This window comes from Vibrio qingdaonensis (assembly GCF_026191675.1).
Taxonomy (GTDB): domain Bacteria; phylum Pseudomonadota; class Gammaproteobacteria; order Enterobacterales; family Vibrionaceae; genus Vibrio; species Vibrio qingdaonensis.
In genome coordinates this window covers 1-361 of record NZ_JAKRRY010000176.1, presented here as the reverse complement: position 1 = coordinate 361, position 361 = coordinate 1, and the positions used below count along the sequence as shown (strand labels likewise).

Annotated in this window: 1 pseudogene; it reads left to right on the top strand. The window is 47.1% G+C overall.

Annotated features, from left to right (window positions below):
- A pseudogene (locus MD535_RS25900) lies at positions 1-361 on the top strand (S-(hydroxymethyl)glutathione dehydrogenase); the annotation flags it as partial.

Sequence of the window (361 nt, the reverse complement as noted above, 5' to 3'; positions counted from 1 at the left end):
AGAATGTGGTGTGTGTAAGTTCTGTACTTCTGGCAAAACAAACTTATGCCAAGCGGTGCGTGAAACGCAAGGTCAAGGCCTAATGCCAGACGGCACAAGCCGCTTCTCTATTAATGGCGAAACAATTTTCCATTACATGGGTTGTTCTACATTCTCTGAATACACAGTACTTCCAGAAATTTCATTAGCGAAAGTCGCTAAAGAAGCGCCACTTGAAGAAGTCTGTCTGCTTGGTTGTGGTGTCACAACGGGGATGGGTGCTGTGCTAAACACGGCTAAAGTACAACAAGGCGATACGGTTGCGGTATTTGGTCTTGGTGGTATTGGCCTTTCTGCCATTATCGGTGCACGTATGGCGGGC